Annotated in this window: 16 protein-coding genes; 13 read left to right on the top strand and 3 right to left on the bottom strand. The window is 64.3% G+C overall.

Annotated features, from left to right (window positions below):
* Positions 1-59: 59 nt before the first annotated feature.
* Positions 60-944, bottom strand: a complete 885-nt coding sequence (locus ACHMW6_RS20905; protein ID WP_395399555.1) for a helix-turn-helix domain-containing protein — start codon at positions 942-944, stop codon at positions 60-62.
* A gap of 136 nt (positions 945-1,080) precedes the next feature.
* Here ACHMW6_RS20905 and ACHMW6_RS20900 point away from each other — a divergent pair, with 136 nt between their 5' ends.
* Together ACHMW6_RS20900 and ACHMW6_RS20895 are read left to right on the top strand one after the other, a co-directional pair.
* Positions 1,081-3,714 carry a TonB-dependent receptor domain-containing protein gene (locus ACHMW6_RS20900; protein ID WP_395399553.1) on the top strand — a complete coding sequence of 878 codons (2,634 nt, stop codon included), beginning with the start codon at positions 1,081-1,083 and terminating at the stop codon, positions 3,712-3,714.
* Positions 3,715-3,723: 9 nt separating this feature from the next.
* Positions 3,724-4,980 (top strand): serine aminopeptidase domain-containing protein, encoded by a 1,257-nt coding sequence (locus ACHMW6_RS20895; RefSeq protein ID WP_395399551.1) that lies wholly within the window; start codon positions 3,724-3,726, stop codon positions 4,978-4,980.
* Positions 4,981-5,060: 80 nt separating this feature from the next.
* On the opposite strand, the gene ACHMW6_RS20890 is transcribed toward ACHMW6_RS20895, so the two are convergent.
* Together ACHMW6_RS20890 and ACHMW6_RS20885 are read right to left on the bottom strand one after the other, a co-directional pair.
* On the bottom strand, positions 5,061-5,831 hold the full coding sequence (locus tag ACHMW6_RS20890; protein ID WP_395399549.1) for a hypothetical protein: 771 nt from the start codon (positions 5,829-5,831) through the stop codon (positions 5,061-5,063).
* Positions 5,831-7,306 carry a hypothetical protein gene (locus ACHMW6_RS20885; RefSeq protein ID WP_395399547.1) on the bottom strand — a complete coding sequence of 492 codons (1,476 nt, stop codon included), beginning with the start codon at positions 7,304-7,306 and terminating at the stop codon, positions 5,831-5,833. The genes ACHMW6_RS20890 and ACHMW6_RS20885 overlap by 1 nt, the downstream gene beginning before the upstream one ends.
* Positions 7,307-7,374: 68 nt before the next feature.
* Between ACHMW6_RS20885 and ACHMW6_RS20880 the strand changes: the two genes are divergently transcribed.
* From ACHMW6_RS20880 to ACHMW6_RS20830, 11 genes are all read left to right on the top strand, one after another.
* A complete protein-coding gene (locus ACHMW6_RS20880; RefSeq protein ID WP_395399545.1) occupies positions 7,375-8,352 on the top strand; it encodes an alpha/beta hydrolase in 978 nt (325 codons plus the stop codon).
* Between the two features lie 97 nt (positions 8,353-8,449).
* A complete protein-coding gene (gene pobA / locus ACHMW6_RS20875) occupies positions 8,450-9,631 on the top strand; it encodes a 4-hydroxybenzoate 3-monooxygenase (RefSeq protein WP_395399543.1) in 1,182 nt (393 codons plus the stop codon).
* A 22-nt stretch (positions 9,632-9,653) separates the two neighbouring features.
* Positions 9,654-9,965, top strand: coding sequence for an antibiotic biosynthesis monooxygenase family protein (locus tag ACHMW6_RS20870; RefSeq protein WP_395399541.1), 312 nt, complete (start codon positions 9,654-9,656; stop codon positions 9,963-9,965).
* 135 nt (positions 9,966-10,100) lie between these two features.
* Positions 10,101-11,372, top strand: coding sequence for a XylR family transcriptional regulator (locus tag ACHMW6_RS20865; RefSeq protein ID WP_395399539.1), 1,272 nt, complete (start codon positions 10,101-10,103; stop codon positions 11,370-11,372).
* Positions 11,326-12,381, top strand: a complete 1,056-nt coding sequence (locus ACHMW6_RS20860; protein WP_395408676.1) for an aldose epimerase family protein — start codon at positions 11,326-11,328, stop codon at positions 12,379-12,381. Before ACHMW6_RS20865 ends, ACHMW6_RS20860 begins: the two co-directional genes overlap by 47 nt.
* The gene (locus ACHMW6_RS20855) at positions 12,378-13,133 is read left to right on the top strand and encodes an SDR family NAD(P)-dependent oxidoreductase (protein WP_395399537.1); all 756 of its coding nucleotides are present in this window, start codon (positions 12,378-12,380) and stop codon (positions 13,131-13,133) included. Before ACHMW6_RS20860 ends, ACHMW6_RS20855 begins: the two co-directional genes overlap by 4 nt.
* A 40-nt stretch (positions 13,134-13,173) precedes the next feature.
* Complete coding sequence (locus tag ACHMW6_RS20850; RefSeq protein ID WP_395399535.1) at positions 13,174-14,463, top strand: GDSL-type esterase/lipase family protein; 1,290 nt, start codon at positions 13,174-13,176, stop codon at positions 14,461-14,463.
* Between the two features lie 4 nt (positions 14,464-14,467).
* A complete protein-coding gene (locus ACHMW6_RS20845; protein ID WP_395399533.1) occupies positions 14,468-16,648 on the top strand; it encodes an exo-alpha-sialidase in 2,181 nt (726 codons plus the stop codon).
* Positions 16,645-19,089 carry a glycosyl hydrolase family 95 catalytic domain-containing protein gene (locus tag ACHMW6_RS20840; RefSeq protein ID WP_395399531.1) on the top strand — a complete coding sequence of 815 codons (2,445 nt, stop codon included), beginning with the start codon at positions 16,645-16,647 and terminating at the stop codon, positions 19,087-19,089. Before ACHMW6_RS20845 ends, ACHMW6_RS20840 begins: the two co-directional genes overlap by 4 nt.
* 116 nt (positions 19,090-19,205) lie before the next feature.
* Entirely contained in the window at positions 19,206-20,576 is a 1,371-nt protein-coding gene (locus ACHMW6_RS20835) for a TonB-dependent receptor (RefSeq protein ID WP_395399528.1), read from the top strand.
* Positions 20,515-22,230: a TonB-dependent receptor gene (locus ACHMW6_RS20830; protein ID WP_395408675.1), complete on the top strand. Its 1,716-nt coding sequence runs from the start codon at positions 20,515-20,517 to the stop codon at positions 22,228-22,230. The genes ACHMW6_RS20835 and ACHMW6_RS20830 overlap by 62 nt, the downstream gene beginning before the upstream one ends.
* The last annotated feature ends 10 nt before the right edge of the window (positions 22,231-22,240 follow it).

Genomic DNA, 22,240 nt, shown 5'->3' with positions numbered 1-22,240 from the left:
GCTGAACAGGTGGCTGCCACATCGTGGCAGCCACCAGCTTCTCCGGTTTTGGCAGAAGCTCAGACCTGCAGCGTCCCCGCCTGCTGCCGGAACTCGCGCGGCGACATGCCGACTTCGCGCTTGAAGAAACGCGTGAAATAGGCCGGGTCCGCAAATCCCGCCGTATCCGCCACCACGCTGACCGTCATGGACGTGTAAACCAGATTGCGCTTGGCCTCCAGGATCATGCGCTCGTGGATCAGCTCCAGCGCCGAGCGGTCCACCACCTGGCGGCACAGGGAATTCAGGTGGGCCGCGGTCACGCCAAGCTTGCTCGCATAGAAGGACACCGGCTTGTGCTCCGCATAGTGCTTCTCGATCAGTTCACAGAAGGCCGGGAAGCAATCGGCGCGGCGGGCGAGGGCGGTTGGCGGCTGCGTCTGCGCGCAACGGCGTGACACCATGAGCAGGATGACGGACAGCAGCGACTCCACCAGCTGGTTGCGGTGCGGCGCTGCACCGCGGTACTCCGTCTCCAGCGCCTCGAAGGCGTCCGGCAGGTAAGCCTCGCCATCCCCGAGTGTGCACGCCACGGGACTGGTCAATCCAACCAGCGCATCGCCAGCCTGCGGAGCCAGTTTCCGTATCAGAGGATAAGCGAGTGTCACTACGCAGCCCTGCGCGTTTTTTTCGAAGCGGAAACCGTGGATGCACATCTGCGGCACCAGCATCAGCTGACCCGCGACCAGGCGATTGCTGTTGCCGTCGATATGCACCTCGGCGCTCCCGGCTGCCAGGTAGAGAATCTGGAACAGGCCGCTGTGGCGGTGTGGGGTGATTTGCCAGTTATGCGAAGCGCTGCGGGCCGCGATGGACTCGCAGTGCAGCATTTCCGGCGTAGGCCAGGGCGCCTGTTCGCCGAACAGCTTGTAAGTTGGAACGCTGGCTTGTTGCGCGTGCTGCATATCTTCTCCGTGCTGTACTTGCATTGTTGCACATTCGGCGCATGGTGGGGACGCCATGCGGATTTGTCGTTGCTTTTCCCTCCAATCTGATTATAGACTATAAGCATTATATAAATTAAACAAATGGAGGCATTCGATGGCGGTTCAACGCAACAAGTTGGCTCAGGTGATTACGGCGCTCGTGGCAGGTGGTGCATTCGGTGGCGTGCAGGCGCAGGAAAAGATGCAGTCCGTCGAAGTAACGGGTACGCTGATTCGCGGGGCGGCGCCGGTTGGCGCACCCGTGCAGCGGCTGGACCGGGCAGCCATCGAGAAGTCCGGTGTGGCCAGCACGGGCGAACTGCTGCGCCTTCTGCCGCAGATCCAGAATCTCGGCGCGGATGAAGGCCATACCAACGCAGCGCAGAACGCCAACCAGAACATTACGCTCGGCTCCGGCATCAACCTGCGCGGCCTCGGACCGGAATCCACGTTGACCCTGGTCAGTGGCCAGCGCATGGCGCCTGGCGGCCTGGCGGCGCAATACACGGATCCTTCAACGATTCCCGCCATCGCCATCGAACGCATTGAAGTCATCACGGACGGCGGTTCCGCCACCTACGGCTCGGATGCGGTAGGCGGCGTGGTGAACATCCGCCTGCGCAAGCGCTACGACGGCATCGGCATCTCGGCCCGTCACGGCGCGGCCGATGGCATGACGCAGAATCAGGTCGGCGTCATTGCCGGTAAGTCGTGGGAGGGCGGCAACGTCATGATCGCTGGCGAGAAGTACCGCCGCAGCAATCTCGCCGCCGGCGACCGCGAGTTCTATACCGATGATATGCGCCGCTGGGGCGGACCGGACCTGCGTAGTTTCAATGCAAGCCCCGGCAATATCCAGGTAGGCAGCGCGCGTTACGCCATCCCGGCTGGCCAGAATGGGGTCGGCCTGCAGCGCAGCGCCCTGGTGGCCGGCTCGCCCAACCTGCAAAGCATCTACAAGGGCGTGGACGCATTGCCGGGGCAGGAGCGCGAAAGCCTGGCCGGCAGCGTGAGCCAGCAACTGGGAGAGAGTGCGCGCCTGAGCGTGGAAGCCTTCTATTCGCAGCGCGATTACCTGCGCCACACGTCGGCTCAGACCACCAATGCCACGGTGCGCAACACGAACCCATTCTTCGTGAGTCCGAACGCCACGGCGACATCCGCGGCAGTGAACTATTCCTTTATCAATGACCTCGGCATTTCGATCAGCAATGGCTTCGAACGTACGCACCGCGTATCGGCCAATCTCGAATTCGACGTATCCGAAACGTGGAGCGGCAATGCCTTCCTCGCCCGCAGCGGCACGACGGAAAAGGCGATGAGCCAGAACCTGAACGGCAATGCGCTCAATGCCGCGCTGGCCGACCGCAATCCTGCCACCGCATTGAACCTGTTCTGCGATGCGGCGGCGTTCACCTGCAACAACCCGGCAACGCTGGCCAAGATCAAGGCCTTCAACGACCGCAACTCGCAATACCGCATGATCGACGGCGGCGTGAAGTTCGACGGTCCCTTGTTCGACCTGCCGGCCGGCAAGGTTAAGCTGGCAATCGGCGGCGAGGTCCATCACGATACGATCGACTACTACGAGGACCGCAACAACTCCACGCCGGACAACGCCACCGTCTTCCACATCGATAACTCTTCCGCGCGTCCTCAGCGCACTGTACGCTCGCTGTATGCGGAAGCGCAGGTGCCGGTGGTGAACAAGCTGAATATGTCGCTGGCTGTGCGTACCGACGATTACAGCGATTTCGGCCGCACCACCAATCCGCGCGTCGGCGTGGACTGGACAGCGGCGCCGGGCAACAAGATCTATGCGAGCTATGGCGAAGCTTTCCGCGCCCCGACCCTCGGCGACCTGGATCCGGTCAACGCTGGCCTGATCAATGTGGTAGACCGCATCGGTGCGGATGGCAAGACGATGATCCACGGCCTGGTGCTGCTGGGTGGCCGCGACGGCCTGAAGCCGGAAACAGCGAAGATCTTCACGCTCGGCGGCGCATTGAAACCGGCGGCTGTGCAAGGACTGAGCGTGACGGTGGACTACTTCAACGTCAAGTACGAAAACCGTATCCTAACGCCGGGCAACGATTCCGCGATTTTCCAGAAGCCTGAACTGGCGCCTTACCTGAACGGCGCGCCCACAACGGCGCAGGTAGCGGCACTGCTGGCCATGCCTACCTTCACCGGCAATGCCGCCGAACCGGTGGGCGGCATCCGCTTCATCCAGGACGGACGCCGTTACAATGCCGGCCTTGTGAAGACCAGCGGCGTGGACGTGGCCGTGCGCTACGACTGGACGACCGGCATCGGCCGCCTGACTTCGGGTCTGACCACGAACTATGTGCTCACCTACAAGCAGCAGTTCACGCCCACCACGCCGGTGGTCGATGGCCTGTTGAACACCCTGAACAACCCGGTGCGCCTGCGTGCGCGCGGCGAGTTTGGCTGGAGCGGCGCGGATGTACGTGTGACCGCTTTCGCCAACTTCACCAACTCGTACAAGAATACGACGCTGGCCGGCACGCCGAAGATCGCCTCCTCGACGACCTGGGACCTGACCGCGCAGTACGACATCGGCAAGCTGTTTGGCGGCCGTCTGGAAACCCTGCGTGCTTCGCTCAGCATCCAGAACGTGTTCGACCGCAAGCCGCCTTATGTGCAGAACTCCACCCTGGCCTTCGACCCGCAAAACTTCAGCGCGATCGGCCGCTTCGGCGCTTTCACGCTGGACTACCGGTTCTGAGGAGGGGCCATGCGCACCGCAATCTGCGTGCTGGCCGCGCTGCCGCTGCTGGCCGCCGCCCAGCCGGCGGCCAGCCACCTGGAAGGCCGCCTGCCCAGTGGCGCGGCCTATGTGATCGATGTGCCGGCCGATTGGAACGGCCGCCTGCTGCTGTTCAGTCACGGCTACGCGCGCGGCCCGGCGAACCCGGCGCGCAATGTGTCGCGCAACGAAAAGGACGATCTGCTGAAACAGGGCTATGCGCTGGCCGGTTCCTCGTACGCGTCGGTCGGCTGGGCGCTGGAGGAGGCGGTGCCCGACCAGCTGGCGACCCTGGATGCTTTCGCCACCCAGGTCGGCAAGCCGCAGCGCACCTATGCCTGGGGCAGTTCGATGGGCGGACTGGTGACGATCGCCCTGCTGGAGCGCGCGCCGCAGCGCTTCGACGGCGGTATCGTGATGTGCGCGTCCGCAGGCGGTGCGCCGGCCATGATGAATGCGGCGCTGGACGGGCCGTGGGTGCTGCGCACGCTGGCGGGTCTGCCGCCAGAACTGCCCGTGCTGCTGGCCAGTGGCGGCGATGGGATGCGCGCCGACCTGGCGGCATGGCAGGCGGCGTTGGACCGCGAACAGTCCACGCCTGCCGGGCGCGCCCGCATCGCGCTGGCGGCAACCCTGGCGCAGGTGCCGCTGTGGCGCGAAGGCACAGGCGCTCCGCCACAGGACGCCGCCGCCCAGCAGGAAGCGCTGTACCGCGGCTTCGTGGCGGCCACGCTGCTGCCGCGCGACGACCAGCAGCGCCGCGCAGGCGGCAACTTCTCATGGAACACCGGCATCGACTATGCGCAGTTGCTGGACCGTTCTGGCCGGGCGGATTTCGTCCGGGCCCAGTACCGGGCTGCCGGCGTGGATCTGGAGACGGACCTGGCCCGACTCGCCGCCGCGCCGCGCGTGGGCGCCGATCCTGCTGCGCGCGCCTACATGCAGCGCAACTACGCCCCTACCGGGCGGGTGCAGGCGCCGGTGCTGGTGATGCAGACGGTGGCGGACCCTGTCACCCTGGTCGAGATGAGCGGCGACTACGCAGCCCGCATAGCGCGCCGCAGCGGCGCATCGCTGGTGCGCGAAGCCTATATCGGCCGCGTAGGCCACTGCAATTTCACCACGGAGGAAACGGTAGCCGCCGTGCGCGCGCTGGAACGGCGCCGCGAGCAGGGCAACTGGGACACCACCATCCCCGGCACGGTGGACTTCCGCCCCGCGCCTTTCCTGCGCTCGGAGCAATAGCAAGCGCCTTGCTTATTGTCCCGCAAGGGCGTAGGGCGGATCATTGATCCGCCGTGTGTCCTGTCACGCGGCTTCTGGCGCTACGGCGTGACAACAATCGTCGCGCGCCGCCTGGACACGTCGCGCAATGCGGGCGGCGCATCGGCCAGCGGCTGCGGATGCGTGTCCTCCCGCACCACAATGGACGCTGCGGGCACGCCGAGCCGCAGCAGCGCCTCACGCACCATGCCCGCGCGCGCGGCCGCCAGCCGCCCCGGCTCGCGCATTGGGCGATGCGACGCCGTGAAGCCCGGCGTGTCCGCGCGGCCGATTACTTCGACCCGCCCCGCCTTGCTGGCCTGCGCATAGAGCGCCGCGCGCTCGATAGTCGTCTCGACGTGCTGGTACATCAGCCGGTCATCGCCGAAGCTGAATTCGATCTCATACTGCTGGCGCGAATAAGGGCCGGGGGGCAACACGCGCGGGACGCTGGATGGGGCCATCACGTCCTTGGGAAGCACCGAGGGTTTGCTGGGATAGCCTTCAGCTGGGATAAGCACCTCCGCGCAAGTCTCCTCCAGCACCGCCACGCGCACGGGCGCTAAAGGCACGCCGCCGCAGATATCGGGGGAGTCCGCAGGCTGGCCTTCGACCAGGATCATGCGGCCTATCCATGGCTTGTAAGGCGCATCGCTGACATCGTAGCGCGTGCCGGTGGCGCCGTCCGTGGCGAGCCAGCAACCGGACTTGCGGCCGGCATCCGTATCGCGATAGACCGGACAGGCGACGAAGCGCACAGGTTCGGCCGCAATCGCGGCAGCGCAGGTCAATGCACTGGCCGCGGCCAGTGCCGCGGGAACAAATTTGCGCATCAGAGCACTTTCATCAGGTTGATCAGGTCTTCCCGTTCCTGCTCGGTCAGGCCGATGTTGTAGCGGCGGTTGTAGATGTCGACCAGTTCGCGCAAGTCGCGCGCGGAGCCGTTGGCGAAGTAGGGCGCGCGGCCGGAAAGTCCGCGCATCTGCTGCGTGGTGATCTTGCCGATGTCCTCGCAGCGGCCGGTGCTCAGTGCATAGCCGGGGTCCTGGGTATACACGACGCGGCCGAGGAAAGGATGCGGCTTGGCGCCCGGCTTGCACGTCAGCTTGAACAAAGGCAGGTCCGGTGAAGGCTTGGCGTAGGGTTCATTGGTCGTGCCGAGGTCGATGCGGCCCGGCGCCACATCGATGCCGGAACCGTGCATATTGTGGCACATGGCGCAGGAATTACGTACCGGGTTGCCGAAACCCATGGAGTTGATGCCCGCCGTATCCTTGACGAGGAACTGGCGCTTGCTGAACAGCTCCGCGCCGCGCGCGACCGATTCGCGGAACTTGCGCTGCTCCTCGCTGCCGCCGGCCGGGGCCTTTTTCCACCCGTAGAACTCGCGGAAGATGGGCGCCTTCGACGATTGCAGCTCACCTGCCGGCGCGGCCGCCAGCGCTTCCGGCCCGCCCTGGGCGCCATCCGCCGCCAGGCTGCCGCCCCACTGGTCGTGGCTTTGTGCGCTCGTGAGGCCTGACTCAAACACCACAATCTGCCTGATCTGCTCCGGCGTCGGATTGCCGTTCATCTGCAAGTGGGTGCGCATCGCATCGCCGGCCTGGCCCTCCAGCGTCAGCACGCGCGCGTCGCCCATCAGCGCTTCGCTCACCATCCTGCCGTCCGCGCTTTGCAGCGGCAGTCCGCTCTTGGGATCGAAGGGGAAGCCCACGGCCATGATGTAGCGCAAATTGGTGGCGGGACGCGGCCGGCGGTAAACAGAGATATGTGGATCGGCGGACGTGAGCCCATATTGCGGGCTGCGGTTGCAACCGGTCGGATCGCGCACTACCTCGATCGTGAATTCCGGATCGATCCTGCGGCCCTTGCTGTCGCGTGCAGGCCACGGGAGGGGGATGCGGAACACGCCGCGCGTCAGCAGCAGGGAGTGCGATTCCTCGCGCTCGGGCGGCAGGTTGGGGCAGTTGGCGCCGTCGATGGACGCGAACAGTGGATCCCTGTAACCGAGCGTCTTCCAGCGCTGCTGGATGGTGTTGACGGAGAGCGCCATGCCGTCCGAGGGCTGGTGGCAGGTGATGCATGCGCGCCCGTTCCCGCCCAGCGCCGTGAAGAAGGGATGGCCCTTGGTGGGCGTGGCGCCGGATGCATTAAGCGTGGTCAGCGTGCCGTTGGCATTCGGCGCCGATACGGCCTGCGGAAATTCCCGGTTCTCGTTGGCTTCCCACCATGTCACGTAATCCTGGGCCGTGGCGAGCAGCCCGCAGCCCAGCAGCGACAGAGTCAGTACTGTTGCAATTCGTCTCATTGTCCTTGCATCCATGTGCAAATGATTATAAATTAAAACTACTATAGTTCATAAGCGAAGGAGACGCAATGCGAGCAGATGTTCTGGTTCTGGCAATGATGGCGGTAGCGCCACTGGCGATGGCGGAAGTACCCGGGGGCACTGGCGCCCATCCGGCCCTGATGGAAATGGACAAGGGCCTGCCGACGCACACGGTATATCGGCCGGCCAGCCTGGCTGCACTCAATGGCAATAAGCTGCCCATCGTCGCCTTTGCCAACGGCGGCTGCCGCAATCTGGGAAACCGTTTCCGTCCTTTCTTGACGGAAATTGCTTCACACGGCTATCTGGCCATCGCCATCGGTCCCATCGGAACGGAGAGCGCGGAAGCGCCGCCGGCGCCGGGCGCCGAGCAGGCTAGCGGTGAACCTGCGCCTGGCTCGCCGGCCGCCCTGCGTCCCGAACTGGCGCACAGGACATCGCTGGCGCCAGGCGAAACGCGCCCACCCTTCACATATGCGAAGCAGCTGATTCACGCGATCGACTGGGCCATCGCCGAGAACAGCCGCGCTGGCAGCCCGTATTTCGGCAAGATCGACACCACGAAGATCGCGGTGTTCGGCCAGTCCTGCGGCGGCCTGCAGGCGATCGACGCGGCGCACGATCCGCGCGTGACCACGCTGGGCGTCTGGAACAGCGGGGTCTTCCCGGCCACGGGGCGCAGCTGGGAAATTGCGGCAGCCCATGCGGACAAGGCGGACCTGGCCTCGCTGCACGGCAGTGTGCTGTATGTGTCCGGCGACCCGACCGACGTCGCCTTCGACAACGCGGAAGATGACTTCAAGCGCATCAACCACATCCCCGTGGTCCGCGCCTGGCGCGAAAAGACGCCGCATGCCGGCACCTACCGCGAGCCGAACGGCGGCGCGTTTTCGCCCGTGGCCGTGGCCTGGCTGGACTGGCAGCTGAAAGGTGACCAGAACGCGGCGAAGATGTTTGCCGGCAGCGACTGCGGATTGTGCAAGAAATCCGAGTGGCACGTGTCCCGCAAGGGCATCGCGCAATAAGGAATCTGCGAAAAGTACAAATATTCGCGGAAAAAGTCCATTCCTTTGCAGGGGCCCGGCTCGCACAATGGAAGCACGAACAATCAGGAGACATTGCATGAAAACGAAAGTAGCCATTATCGGTGCAGGGCCCTCCGGCCTGCTGCTGGGCCAGTTGCTGCACAAGTACGGCATCGACAACGTGATCCTCGAAGCGCGCACGCCGGAGTATGTGCTGGGCCGCATCCGCGCCGGTGTGCTGGAGCAGGGCATGGTGGACATGCTGCACGAAGCCGGCGCCGCCGAACGCATGGACCGCGAAGGCCATGTGCATGAAGGCTTCACGCTGTCCTTCAACGGCCGCGAAGAGCGCATCGACCTGAAGGAACTCACGGGCGGCAAGACCGTGATGGTCTATGGCCAGACCGAAGTCACGCGCGACCTGATGGATGCGCGCAAGGCTGCCGTCGCAGTCACCGTGTACGAAGCGGAGAATGTGCAGCTGCACGACTTTTATAGCGACAAGCCGCGCGTCACCTTCACCAAGGATGGCGAAGAGTGCACGCTGGAGTGCGATTACATCGCAGGCTGCGACGGCTTCCATGGCGTGTCGCGCAAGTCGGCGCCGGCCGACAAGATCAAGTGCTTCGAGCGTGTGTATCCGTTTGGCTGGCTGGGCGTGCTGTCCCGCACGCGCCCCGTGGCGCCGGAACTGATCTACGCCAACCACGAGCGCGGGTTTGCGCTGTGCAGCATGCGCAACGATCACCTGAGCCGCTACTACGTGCAATGCTCGCTGGACGACAAGGTCGAGGATTGGTCCGATGAGCGCTTCTGGAATGAGCTGAAAGCGCGCCTGCCGGAGCATGTGGCTGCGCGCCTGGAAACAGGTCCTTCAATTGAGAAAAGCATCGCGCCGCTGCGCAGCTTTGTGGCGGAACCGATGCAGTTCGGCCGCATGTTCCTGGTCGGCGATGCCGCCCACATCGTGCCGCCGACCGGCGCCAAGGGCCTGAACCTGGCCGCCAGCGATGTGCATACGCTGTCCACGGTGTTGCGTAAGCGGTACGAATCCGGCGACGAAAACGTGTTGGCGCAGTATTCCGAACTGGCCCTGCGCCGCATCTGGAAGGCCGAGCGATTCTCCTGGTGGATGACCAGCCTGCTGCACAAGTTCGGCGACGACCCGTTCACCCAGCGCATCCAGCTGGCGGACCTGGATTACTTCACGAATTCTGAAGCAGGGCGCCGTACCATCGCCGAAAATTACGTGGGCCTGCCATACGAAAAAGTCCACTGATACGGTATACAATGGGCGCACCATGGATACGCCCGAATACCAAACCGTCTGGGAATACCGCGTGCCTGAAAGCACGCGGGAAGTCTTCGCGCGCCAATACGGTCCCGAAGGCAGCTGGGCCCATTTGTTTGCCAAGGCCGAAGGTTACCTCGGCACCGAACTGCTGCAGGACGCCACCGATCCTGCACGCTTCCTCACCATCGACCACTGGGCCAGCCAGGCCGATTTCGATGCCTTCAAATCGCGCTATTCCAGCGAATACGATGCGCTGGATACCCTGTGCGAATCGCTGACCGAGTCCGAAAACCTCATCGGCCGCTTCTACATCACGTAATACCAGTTTCACCTCTTCTGCATTATCGGTATCCGATTTGGTGATTTTCGCAATTGCCGGGCTAGTCGCGTGCATAGCAGAATGAGCGTCGAGAAAACGTAAAATGAAAGCATTGCTCAATGGAGACTGAAGACAATGCTGATGCCAAAATCGCATCGAATCGCCCTGTTATTTAACGCTAATAAGATATTCGACCGGGAAGTGCTGGCCGGAATTGCCGCCTATCTGTCGAGCACTCGCAAGTCCTGGGACCTCTTCCTGGAAGAGGACTTTCGCCTGCGCCTGCCCGGCATCGAGAAGTGGCAAGGGGACGGCATCATCGCGGATTTCGACGATCCCGCCGTGGCGGCCGCGCTGGAGCGCAGCTCGATTCCGGTGGTCGCGGTGGGCGGTTCGTATGAGGACGAATCCAACTATCCGGCCGGCGTGCCCTATGTGGCCACCGATAATTTCAAGCTGGTGAAGCTGGCCTACGAACACCTGATCGACGCCGGGCTGCGCCAGTTCGCGCTGTTCAGCCTTCCCGAAGCGCGCGAAAACCGCTGGGCGCAGGAGCGCGAGAATGCCTTCCGCCGCCTGATGGAGCGCGACCGCATCGAGGGCGAGATCTACCGCGGCCAGGGCACCAGCGCCCCGTCCTGGGATGAAGCGTTGCAGCAGCAGATCGCCTGGCTGAACAGCCTTCCCAAGCCAGTGGGCATTATTGCCGTCACCGACGCGCGCGCCCGCCAACTGATGCAGGCTTGCCTGATCGCCGGCATCGAAGTGCCGGAGCAGGTGGCTTTGATCGGCATCGACAACGATCCGCTGGCGCGCATGCTGACCCGCATCCCACTGAGCTCCGTGATCCAGGGCGCACAGGAAATGGGCCGCGCCGCCGCCCACTTGCTGGACCAGGCCATGCACGGCGTGCGCCTGGCCGATACGCGCATCCTGGTGCCGCCGGCCGGCATCAATGTGCTCGCGTCCAGCAAGCATGAACCGGCCAAGCACCCGCATGTGATGCGGGCGCGCCACTTCATCCGCCAGTTCGCCTGCCAGGGCATCAAGACCGAGCAGGTGGCCGATTATGTGGGCATTTCGCGCTCTTCCCTCGAATCGCATTTCCGCCAGGAGCTTGGCTGCAGCGTCCACGATGAGATCCTGCGCCTGCGCCTGGAAGCAGCCACCTCGATCCTTGAGCGGGGCGAATGCAACCTGAATGATGTTGCGCTGAGCTGCGGCTTCACGTCCAGCCAGTATATGCATTCCGTATTCAAGCGCGAGCTTGGCCTGACGCCGCGCGCCTACCAGGACCGCGCCATCCAGGCAAGGCGCGCCCTGGGCGAAGATTCACCACTTAGAAAAAACGACAACGATGATGATCAACCAATCGCTAGCCAGCATTCCGACGCGCTCGGAGGATAGGCTTTACACGCTGCGCAATGCCGAAGGCATGAGCGTGACGATCAGCGAACGCGGCGCCGCGCTCGTATCCTGGCTCGCGCCCGACCGCTATGGGCGCATGGCCGACATCCTCCTTGGCTATCGTGATTCGCAAGGCTATCGCGACAACCAGGCTTACTTCGGCGCCGTGATCGGGCGCTGGGCCAACCGCATCGCAGGCGGCAAATACATATTGGACGGCCGCCCGATGCAGGCGCCCGTCAACGACCGCGGCAATCACCTGCACGGCGGGCCGGAAGGCTTTCACGCGGCGCAGTGGCAGGCCACGCGTTCCCCGTCCGGCATCTCGCTGCACCTGGCGTCGCCGGACGGCAGCGCGGGCTTCCCGGGCAACCTCGAAGTGCAGGTGCATTACCAGCTGGATGACGATGGCAGCCTGACCATCGACTACCAGGCGATTTCCGATGCGCCCACACCCATCAACCTGACTGCCCACCCATACTTCAACCTGAACGGCGGCAGCGCGGATGTGGGCGACCACATGCTGCAGATCGATGCGGACTATTACATGGAGATCGATCCGAGCGGCATTCCCGTCGGCGTCTCCGGCGTCGGCGGCACGCCGTTCGACTTCCGCCAGCCTGCCGCCATCGGCCCGCGTCTGCGCTGGCCCGATGCCCAGATCCGCACCGCCGGCGGTTTCGATCACTGCTATTGCATAAAGGAGCACGTGAAGGGACGTTCCGGCCCGCTGCGTGAAGTGGCGCGCGTCTACGACCCGGGTTCCGGCCGCCGCCTGCAGGTATCGACCACCGAAGCGGGCCTGCAGTTCTACAGCGGCAACGCGTTGGAAGGCGTGCAGGGCCGCGGCGAGAACCCGTATGCGCGGCACGCGGGCTTCTGCCTTGAAGCGAATGCTTATCCGGACCAGTTGAACAGCGAGCACGCCGCCGCCGTGATCCTGCGACCCGGCCAGGTGTACCGACAGACCACTATTTATCGACTTTCCCTGCAAGGAGACAAAGCATGAGGCAATACGCGAGCTATCCGGACCTGAAGGACCAGTGCGTGGTCGTTACAGGGGGAGGCAGCGGCATCGGCGCGGGCATGGTGAATGCCTTCGCGCTGCAGGGAGCGCGCGTGTTCTACATCGACCTCGTCGATGAACACGTGCACGCGGCATACGGTGGCCACGCGCCAACCTTCGTGCGCTGCGACCTGACCGACACCGGTGCGCTGCAGTCGGCATTCCGCCGCATCGAAGGCGAAGCAGGCAAGGTGGACGTCCTGGTCAACAATGCCGCCAACGACGACCGCCATGAAGTCGATGCCGTCACGGTCAATTACTGGGACGACCGGCTGGCAGTCAACCTGCGCCACCAGTTCTTCTGCGCCCAGGCCGTGGCGCCGCGCATGCGCGAGCAGGGCAGGGGCGTGATCCTGAATCTCGGTTCGATCTCCTGGCACCTGGCTTTGCCGAAGCTCACGCTGTACATGACCGCCAAGGCGGGCATCGAGGGTCTCACGCGCGGACTGGCGCGCGACCTGGGCCCGGACGGCATCCGCGTGAACTGCATCGTGCCGGGCGCGGTGCGCACTCCGCGCCAGATGAAGCTGTGGCATAACCCGGAAGAAGAGAAGCGCATCCTGGCCGGTCAATGCCTGCCGAAGCGCGTGGAAGTTGAAGATGTTGCATCACTTGCCTTGTTTCTTGCGTCGGATAGCGCCGCACTGTGTACAGGACGCGACTATTTTGTAGACGCCGGCTGGTATGGCGCTTAAACTGGTAAAAGAATTGAAAACGATTTCAGGAGACGAGGTAATGAGGAAGACCCTGAGCGCAGCCGTCCTTGCGGCCGTGACGATGCTGTCTGCCGGGGCGGCGTCCGCGCAGGCTGATTTGCCGCTGTTTGCCGCCAAACCTGCCGACGGCCTGCGGGTGGCGGCCGTGAATCCGGACGCTTCGAAGCCGCTGGAGGGCGCCAGCGCCGCCATCGAGTCGCCGCGCAATTCCGTGCGCGTTGCCCGCGCCGGCCGCGCCGCGGCCGATGATGCGCTGGACCTGAGCTGGAAGGACGCCTGGTATTCGGCGCTGCGCATCGAAGGCAAGCCGGTGGACCTGCGGCCCTATGCGGCACAAGGCGTGCTGTCGTTTGACCTGAATGTGAAGGACCTGTCGAACGGCGGCCTGTCCGTGCGCATGGATTGCGGCGAGCGCTGCGAGCGCAAGGTGCCGTTCCTGCTGCCGGCCCGTGCTATGGAAGGCAAGGGCTGGCAGCGTGTGGCGCTGCCGGTGTCCTGCTTCATGCGCGAGGGCGACGATTTCAGCGCTGTGAGCAAGCCGTTCTCGCTGGACGGCATGGGCAGCGGCGAAGTCGAAGTGGCGAATGTACGCGTCGAGAAGTCCGGCACGCCAACGGCGAGCTGCCCGGACTACCGCACCGTGTCGGTAACGCCCGATACGCTGAACGAATCGTGGTCCATCAGCTGGTGGATGCCGCGCCACCTGGCCAAGCTCGAAGCGAATCAGAAGCTGAAGGCCGAGGGCAAGCGCAGCGAGGTGATCTTCATCGGCGACTCGATCACCGAGGGCTGGGAGAAGGATGGCAAGAACGTCTGGGCGAACCACTACGCGAAGTACAACGCCGTGGCGCTGGGCTTTGGCGGCGACCGCACGGAGAACGTGCTGTGGCGCCTGCAGCATGGCGAAGTCGATGGCACGTCGCCGAAAGTGGTGGTGCTGATGTTCGGCACCAATAACACCGGCCACCGCCAGGAAGCGCCGAAGTACACGGCCGCCGGCATCAAGCGCAATATCGACGAACTGCGCGCGCGCCTGCCGGACGCGAAGATCCTGCTGCTGGGGATTTTCCCTCGCGATGAGAAGCCGAGCGACTTCCTGCGCCAGATCAATGAGGGCGTGAACGGCATCATCTCCGGCTTTGCGGACAACAAGCATGTCTACTACCTGAACATCAACCAGGCCTTCCTCGACAAGAACGGCGTGCTGTCGCGCGACATCATGCCGGACCTGCTGCATCCGAACGAGAAGGGTTACGCCATCTGGGCCAAGGCCATGGCGCCTCAGTTGAACAAGATGCTGCGGGAGTAAGCGCATGAAGCCGATGTTCTCGCTCGCTGCGCTGACTGCGGCGCTGGGCTGCTGCATTGGTGCCGCGCCGTTCGCTGCGGCGGGCAACGTGGCGCCGCGTGCGTCGGCGCCTTATGTCTGGGACAGCGTGGCCATCGGCGGCGGCGGGTTCGTCTCCGCCGTGATCCCCAGCCGCAGCGAGGCCGGGGTGGTCTATGCCCGCACGGACGTGGGCGGCGCCTACCGCTGGGACAAGTCCGCCGGGCGCTGGGTGCCCATGCTCGACTGGCTGTCCGACGCCGACACCGGCCTGCTCGGCATCGACTCCCTGGCCATCGATCCGCACAACGCCGGCAAAGTCTATCTGCTGGCCGGCATCAGCTACCTGCAGAACGGGCGCACCGCCATCCTGCGCTCGAAGGACTACGGCAAGACCTGGGCGGTCACCGAGACCACCAACCAGTTCAAGACCCACGGCAACGGCATGGGCCGCAACAACGGCGAGCGCCTGGCCGTCGATCCGGGCAATGGCGATGTGCTGTATGTCGGCACGCGCTGGAATGGCCTGTTCAAGAGTACCGACGCCGGCGCGAGCTGGCAGCGTATGCCCGGCCTGGACGTCACAAGCTCGCCCAACGGCGCCGGCATCAGCTTCGTGCTGCCCGATCCCGCCAGCGTGAAGAACGGCGTCGCGCAGCGCCTGTACATCGGCGTCTCGCGCTACGGCTCCGTAGGCCCCAGCTTCTACCGCAGCAACGACGCCGGCGCCACCTTCGCCCCGGTCGCAGGCGCCCCGACCACGCTGATGCCCCAGCGCGCCGCCTTCGACGGCGCCGGCAAGCTATACATCACCTACGCCAACGGCGCCGGCCCCCACCCCAACAACAGACAACCCGAGCCCATGGACCGGGGTCAGATCTGGCAATACGCCATTGACAGCGGCAGCTGGAAGAATGTGACGCCATCCGGCTTCACTACTCCATTCAGCGGAATCAGCGTGGACCCCCGCAATCCGCGCCGCCTGGCCGCATCGACCATCAGCACCTATATGCCGCAGGGCGATGGCAAGGGCGACCGCCTGTTCGTCTCCAATGACGGCGGCGAGAGCTGGACCGACGTGATTGCGCGCGGCTTCGCGAAGGATTTGCAGGGCGCGTCCTGGATGAAGGGGCATGGCATCCACTGGGCCAGCATCCTCGAATTCGATCCCTTCGATCCGAAGGCGGCCTGGGTCACGTCCGGCAACGGCATTTTCCGCACGGCGGACATTGATGCCACGCCGGCCGTTTGGTCTTTCCATGTGCGCGGCCTGGAGGAAACGGTGCCGCTGAATGCGGTCAGCCTGCCTGGAGGCCCGTTGGTGTCGGCGATCGGCGATATCGACGGCTTCATGCACGCCGATTCGTCGAAGTATTCGCCGATTCATCAGCCGCAAATGGGCACGACGTTTGGCCTGGCGGTTGCCGGGCGCAAGCCGGGTGCAATGGTCCGCGCCGGCAAGGTGGTCTACACGACGACTGATGGCGGTGCACACTGGTCACTGGCCGGCTCGGTCAAGGGTGAGCAGGGACAGGTTGCCTTGTCGGCCGACGGCGCGGTGATCCTGCACGCGCCGCGCGGCAGCAGCGAGGTTTTCCGCTCCACCGATGCCGGCGCCAGCTGGACTTCCGTGCGCGGCCTTGGCGCCGCCAATCTGCGGCCCGTCGCGGACCCGGTGGCGGCGAATGTCTTCTACGCCTACGACAACGGAGTGATGCAGGTCAGTACGGACGGCGGCGTTTCGTTCGCGCCGCGCGCGCGGCTCGCGGCCGGCGGCTCGCGCGTGATCCGCGTGGCGCCGGGTAGGGAAGGGGACGTATGGGTGCCGCTTTACGGCGGCGGCCTGGCGCGCTCCACCGATGGCGGGGCGAGCTTCGTTTCTATTGCCAACGTTTCGTATTGCGCCGCCGTGGGCTTCGGCAAAGCCGCGCCGGGCGCTGCCTATCCTGCGGTCTATGTCTGGGGCAGTGTCGGCGGCGTACGCGGCGTGCACCGCTCGGTCGACGGCGGCTCGACCTGGGTCCGCATCAACGATGACGCACACCAGTACGGCGGGCCTGGCGACGGGCAGTTCATCGTCGGCGACATGAACCGCTACGGCGTGGTCTACATGAGCACCGCCGGACGTGGCATTGTCTATGGCGTGCCGGCCGAGGGTGCGCAATGACCCGCCTCCCGCGCCGCACCGCATTGTGGCTGGTGGCCGGCCTCGCCGCCGCCCTGTTCGCGCCGACCGCTACGGCGTCCAGCATCACCGCACCGGCTGGCGTGGGCGTTGCGTCCATGGCGACCGGAGTGACGGGCATGGTTGCGCGCGGCGCCATTGCGGGGCCAGAGATGGTGTTGCGCTATGAGCGTCCCGCTGCGGACACGCCCCAGGGTTGGGAGAAGGAGGCGCTGCCGATCGGGAACGGACGCATTGGCGCCATGCTGTTCGGCCAGCCGGCGCGCGAGCATGTGCAGTTCAACGACATCACCCTGTGGTCGGGCGACAGCAGCAAGATGGGGGCGTTCCAGCCATTCGGCGACCTGTACGTCAATCTGCCGGCGCATGCGGCGGCGAGCGGCTACGAGCGCCGGCTGGACATCGCCAGCGGCGTGCACGCAGTGCGTTATCAGCACAATGGCGTGGTCTTCCAGCGCGAGGCGTTTGCCAGCAATCCGGCGCAGGTGATTGCGCTGCGCCTCAGTGCGGACAAGCCGGGGCAGTACACCGGCAGCATCGAGCTGACCGACATGCACGGCGCGCGCATCGCCGCGTCGGCAGGCCGCGATCTGGCCCCGTCAGGCTCCAACCAGGGCGCGGCGGAACGCGTTGGCGCAGCGGCGACCGGCGCCCATGGCGCGTCCGGCGGAGCGCAGCCAGGCCGCGGTGGCGAGCTGACGGCCGTGGGTACGATGCCGGCGTCGACGATGCACTACGCGAGCCGGGTACGGGTGCTGAACGAGGGCGGCAGCGTGGCCGTCGAAGGCGACAGGATCGTGTTCACGGATTGCGACGCACTGACCATCGTGCTGGGCGCGGGGACGAGCTATGTGCTGGACCCTGCGAAGAACTTCAATGGCGGCGACCCAGGCGCGCGTGTGGCGGCGCAGGTGGAAGCAGCGGCCAAGCGTGGCTGGCAGGCCCTGAAAGCCGAGCATGAAACCGATTTCGCGGCGCTGACGGGCCGGGTGCAGCTGGACCTGGGCAAGGCAGGGGAGGCGCGCGCAGCGCTGCCGACGGATAAGCGCATCGAGGCCTACACGGCAAAGGGCGAAGACCCGGTGCTCGAAGCGCAGTTCTTCCAGTTCGGCCGCTACCTGCTGGCGTCCAGCTCACGCGGCTCGCTGCCGGCGAACCTGCAGGGACTGTGGAACAACAGCCCCACGCCGCCCTGGAACTCGGACTACCACACGAATATCAATGTCCAGATGAATTACTGGCCCGCCGAGCCGGCGAACATGAGCGAGCTGGCGGTCCCATTCCTGGACTTCGTGCAGAAACTGAGCCCGCTCTACAAGCAGCAGACGGAAAACGAAGAGCAGCGCCCCGTGCGCGGCTGGGCGCTGCGCACGGAGTCGAATCCGTTCGGCGCCATGGGCTGGAAATGGAACAAGACCGGCAATGCGTGGTACGCCCGCCACTTCTGGGAGCACTACGCCTACACGCAGGATAAGCAATTCCTGCGCAGCGTCGCCTACCCGCTGATGAAGGATATCGCCGCCTACTGGCAGGATCACCTGAAGCAGCTGCCCGACGGCCGCCTGGTCGCGCCGAACGGCTGGTCGCCCGAGCATGGCCCGGAAGAAGATGGCGTCAGCTACGACCAGCAAATCATCTGGGACCTGTTCAACAACACGGTTGAAGCGGCGGACGTGCTGAGCGTCGACAAGCCCCTGCGCAAGCAGCTGGCGCAAACGCGCGACAGACTGGCGGCGCCGAAAATCGGCAGCTGGGGCCAGCTGCTGGAGTGGATGGACGAAAAACACGATCCGGTGCTGGATACCCCCAACGACACACACCGCCACGTGTCGCACCTGTTCGCGCTGTATCCCGGCCGCCAGATCTCGCCCACGACAACGCCGCAACTGGCCGCGGCCGCGAAGCGCACGCTGGAAGCGCGAGGCGATGCCGGCACTGGCTGGTCGATGGCCTGGAAGATCGCTTTCTGGGCCCGCCTGCACGACGGCGACCACGCCCACAAGATGCTGCGCGGCCTGCTTGCCACGCCGGGCGCGCGTGCGGCAGAGCAAAGCAGCACCCATTCAGAAATGAATAACGCCGGCGGTACCTATGCAAATATGTTTGACGCCCATCCGCCGTTCCAGATCGACGGCAACTTCGGCGCCACCGCTGCGATATGCGAGATGTTGTTGCAATCCCACACAGGGGAGCTGCACCTGCTGCCAGCCTTGCCGTCTGCCTGGCGCAACGGCTCAGTAAGGGGTCTGCGCGCAAGGGGCGGCTTCGAAGTAGACCTTGTGTGGACTGAAGGAATGCTGGAAAGCGCTACGGTGCGTGCGGTAGCGGGGCAGGGCAAGGGCAAGCTCCGTTACGGCTCAAAAGTAGTTGCATTTCAGTTAAAACCGGGAGAGTCGCGCCACTTCAGGCGCGAGCTTCTTTGAAAACGTTTTCGCGGTTGGTGAATTTCATAATTGCGGCAGCGTAATTGAAGAAGCAAACTGTGAACATATCGTGGCAAAAGCTACGTGGATAACGACAAGACAGAGGAGACAGAAGAGTGAACCAGTATCAGCTCAAGAAAACCGCCATCGCCATCGCCGCAGCGCAGTTCGCGCTGCTTGCAGCTGGCGCGGCCATGGCGCAAACTGAATCCGCCGCACCGGCAGCCGCGAAAACCGACTCCGCCGTGGTGGTCGTGACCGGCCAGCGCGCAGCGCTGCAATCGGCCCAGAACATCAAACGTAATTCCGACGAGATCGTCGATTCCATCGTTGCCGACGATATCGGCAAGCTGCCCGACCGCTCCGTGACCGAAGTGCTGCAGCGCGTGGTCGGCGTGGCCATCGACCGCACCATGGCCAAGGGTGACCCGGAACACTACTCGGTGGAAGGCTCCGGCGTGACCATCCGCGGCCTGACCTATGTGCGTTCCGAACTGAATGGCCGCGACTCCTTCTCCGCCAACGGCGGCCGTTCGCTGAACTTCGAAGACGTTCCGCCGGAACTGATGGCCGGTGTGGACGTGTACAAGAACCCGTCCGCCGAACAGATCGAAGGTTCGATCGGCGGCCTAGTCAACCTGCGCACCGCGCTGCCTTTCGACTTCAAGGGCCCCAAGCTGTCCCTGAGCGCGGACTATACCTACAATGAGCTGGGCGGCAAGAAGAAGCCGGGCGGCTCCGTGATGGCATCGAACCGCTGGAAGACCGCCTACGGCGAATTCGGCGCCCTGATCGACCTCGCCTACTCCGAGAGCGCCACACGTACCGACGCCTTCCAGGTCGAGCCATATTATCCGCGCAACGACGTCGTCAATGGCAAGACCGTGTGGGTGCCGAAGGGCGCGCAATGGCGTACCCTGGAATTCGACCGCAAGCGCGAAGGCTACTACGGCGCGCTGCAATGGAAGAAGGACGCCAGCCTGCAGTCGCACCTGACCTACTTCAAGTCCAAGTACCAGATGCAGTGGGATGAGCGCGCAATCTTCTCGCAGGCCAGCCCCTACAACATCAAGGTCAGCCCGGACGCGACGTATGGCCCGAACGGCAACCTGCTGACCGGCACCATGAGCGACCCGGCCGACGGCGGCATCAACTTCGGCGGCGATACCCGTACCTCCAACCGCAAGTCCGACACCACCGATATCGGCTGGAACATCACCTGGCGCCCGGCCGACCGCTGGACCCTGAAATCCGATCTGCAATACATCAAGGCCAAGACCCACAGCTTCGATTCCACTGTGGCGACCGGCGTGCAGATGGCGAAAAGAGAAGATCGACCTGAGCGGCGACGTGCCGCGCCTGATCTTCGACCAGAGCGACCTGGCTTACCTGGCAGACCCGAAGAATTACTACTGGGCCTTCACCATGGAACACCTGGACCGCGCAAAGGCCACCGGCAAGTCCTGGAAGGGCGATGCGATCTATGACTTCGAAGACCACCCCTTCCTGAAGGACATCCGCTTCGGCGTCCGCCTGTCCGACAAGGATTCGGTGACGATGAATTCCAACCCGAGCTACAACTGGTCGGCGGTTTCGCAACCGTGGCAGGTGGGCTGGGACATCAGCAAGCTGGCGTCGCTGGGCGATCCTCGCTTCAACAACAACACCGAGCTGCACACCTTCAACAACTTCTTCAACAGCAATATGGCTGTGCCGTCGCTGGTGTTCCCGTCGGTAGCGCTGGCGAACGGCTATCCGAGCTCCTACGCAGCCCTGCACAAGTACCACGACATCCTGTGTGCAGAAGCGCATGGCGGTGATTCTTCCAGCTGCGCACCGTGGACTCCTGCCACCTTCGGCACCGATCCGGCCGGTACCAACGACCAGTCGGAAAAGAGCAAGGCCTTCTACACCCAGGTGCGTTTCGGCTTTGATGACCTGAAGTTCCCGATCGACGGTAACCTCGGCGTGCGCTATGTGAAGACGGACATGACCGCGCACGGCTACACCACCTTCACGCCGAGCATCAATATCCCGACCGGCAATACCGTGACTGGCCAGAAGTTCGCGAACATCCCGGCCTTCAAGCAGGTGCAGGACTTCGAGAACGATTACCACAATGTGCTGCCTAGCCTGAACCTGCGCATGAAGGCGACCGACCAGCTGCAGTTCCGCTTCGGCTTCGCAGGCGCCATGTCCCGTCCGGACTTCTCGCAGCTGCAGGCTTACACTACGCTGTCGCAGACCGCCGATATCACCAACACCGGCACCAGCACCGTCATCAACAGCGTGAACCAGTCGGGCGACGCGGCGGGCAATCCGAAGCTGAAGCCGATCACCTCCAAGCAGACCGACCTGACCGCGGAATGGTACTTCTCGCCAGTTGGCTCGTTCACCGTGGCGGTGTTCAACAAGCAGCTGAAAGATGTCATCATCAACCAGACGTTCAACTTCCAGATTCCGGACGTCGCCGGCAATATGCAGAACTTTGCTGTCACCGGTCCTGTGAACGGCGCCAAGGGCCACGCCCGCGGCATCGAGCTGGCTTACCAGCAGTACTTCGACAAGCTGCCAGGCTGGATGTCCGGTATCGGCCTGCAGGCGAACTACACCTACGTGGACAGCAAGCAGAAGCTGTACAGCCCAGTGTTCTCGGCATACTGCAACGGCTCCGGCCAGACGGCTACGCTGAACACCAATATGAACGGTTGCGACACCAATGGCCAGACCTTCGGCGACCTGCCGCTGCCGCTGCTGTCGAAGAATGCCTACAACATCGCCCTGCTGTACGACAAGGGCCCATGGTCCGCCCGCATGGCATACAGCTGGCGTTCGAAGAACCTGCAGGCTGTGAACGTGAACGGCACCAATGGCGGCGACGCTACGGACACCAATCCGAACAGCCCGACCTTTGGCCAGCACGTGGTGCGCTGGGCGCTCCCGACCTGGGCCGATTCCTACGGCACGCTGGATGCATCGGTGTTCTACCAGGTCAACGAGAAGATGTCGATCGGCCTGGAAGGTACCAACCTGACGGACGCCAAATACCGCCAGCTGATGCAGCAGCACACCGGCTTGATGGGTCGTGCATGGTTCGTCTCCGGCCCGCGTTATTCCGTGAAAATGCGCTACTCGTTCTAAGGAGACGGAT

The sequence above is a fragment of the Pseudoduganella sp. UC29_106 genome, from assembly GCF_044055365.1.
GTDB lineage: Bacteria > Pseudomonadota > Gammaproteobacteria > Burkholderiales > Burkholderiaceae_D > Rugamonas.
Note: the sequence above shows the minus strand (reverse complement) of the source record. Positions and strands in the feature narration are given on the sequence as shown.